This is a genomic window from Rhizobium phaseoli, assembly GCF_010668805.1.
In the GTDB taxonomy this organism is placed as follows: domain Bacteria; phylum Pseudomonadota; class Alphaproteobacteria; order Rhizobiales; family Rhizobiaceae; genus Rhizobium; species Rhizobium phaseoli_A.
In genome coordinates, this window is sequence record NZ_WUFT01000055.1 from 1 (window position 1) to 916 (window position 916).

A 916-nucleotide genomic window follows, 5' to 3' on the forward strand; every position below is an offset into this window, starting at 1 on the left:
ATTAGAACGAACGCTGCAGGCGGAAGTAGCCCGTCGTGGAGTCGTCAGCATCTTCCGGATCGAGGTACTGAACCGAAGCCTTGGCGTAGAAGTTGTCGACGATCTGGTAATCAACCGTCAGACCGACCTTCCAGGCGTCGCCGTCGGCGAAGTCGCTGCCGTCGATACCGTAGTTGCTGTAGTACTGAACACCAGGGGTGATCTTGAGCTTGTCAGTTGCCTTGATAGCGTATTCGGCAGCAACAGCCCATTCAGCCGCGTTGTAGTAGGCGTTCGGGTTGGTGGAGTAGACGGCTGCGAGGCCGAGCGTGCCCGGTCCGATGTCAACCGTACCCATTGCGCGGACGGCGCCTTCTTCGTTGTCGGTGTCATAGCCAGCAGTGATCTGGTAGCTGAATGCACCAGCCTTGCCGCCGAGACCGACTGCAACGCCAACGTTGTTGGAGGTTTCGCCATCATAGAACGGGCTGTCTTCCAGCTCGTCGACGCTGATGCCAGCGTAGAAGTCGCCGCTCTCGTACTGATAACGCAGCGAGTTGTGCAGCGTTACCGGAGAACCGATATCGTCGGTTTCGCCCGAGAGGCCGTCGTCCCACCAGCTGTAGAACAGACCAGCGCGGAAGCCCGCGATGTCGAGGTAAGCGGAGTCGAGAACAGCGTTCTGATCGGTGGCGTTGTCAGCATTGAACTGCATGACGATGACGCCGGTCAGAGGACCGTATTCGGTGTCGCTCTTGGCGGTGAACTGAACCTGACCGCGAGTAACTGCATCCCAATCGGAATCGTTAGCGCGAGTGTCGGAATTGCCGACCCGATCGCCAACGTTGACCTGGAAACGGATGTAGCCTTCGATCTTGAGGCAGGTTTCGGTGCCCGGGATGTAGAAGTAGCCGGTGCCGTAAGCGTCGCAGACGCG

1 protein-coding gene is annotated in these 916 nt (G+C 58.6%); it reads right to left on the reverse strand.

Annotated elements, in window-relative coordinates; all coding sequences use genetic code 11:
- Nucleotide 1: 1 nt before the first annotated feature.
- Nucleotides 2-916: porin (locus GR197_RS31330; RefSeq protein ID WP_164016586.1), on the reverse strand; the 915-nt coding region annotated here is incomplete at its 5' end.